Annotated in this window: 1 protein-coding gene; it reads right to left on the bottom strand. The window is 59.8% G+C overall.

Annotation, left to right across the window (positions count from 1 at the left end; all coding sequences use genetic code 11):
• Positions 1 to 270: Mu transposase domain-containing protein (locus FPZ47_RS28785; protein ID WP_428321262.1), on the bottom strand; the 270-nt coding region annotated here is incomplete at its 3' end.
• Between the last annotated feature and the right edge of the window lie 21 nt (positions 271 to 291).

The raw sequence follows: 291 nt of genomic DNA on the forward strand, positions 1-291 counted from the left end.
GTTAGAGGTGACCCGCACATCCAAGCTGCACCCGATCAGCGCCGATGGCACGGAGTAGAAATTCCGGTCCACTTGAATGTGATAGTTCGGTCCTGCCTTGGCTTTTCGTAGATCCGCCAATTCGAACCGCGCCGGCGGCAAGGGATTGAGCAGTGGCTGTTCATCGCGCAGGAACACGATCCGCCTGGAGTCCTCCCGCTTCTGGAATCCCCGTGCGTTGATCTGGTCGACCAGTTCGAAGATGGCCTCGTTCAACTCGGCCAGGCCCACGAACCGCCGATCACGCAGCAC

Source organism: Mycobacterium helveticum (genome assembly GCF_007714205.1).
GTDB lineage: Bacteria > Actinomycetota > Actinomycetes > Mycobacteriales > Mycobacteriaceae > Mycobacterium > Mycobacterium helveticum.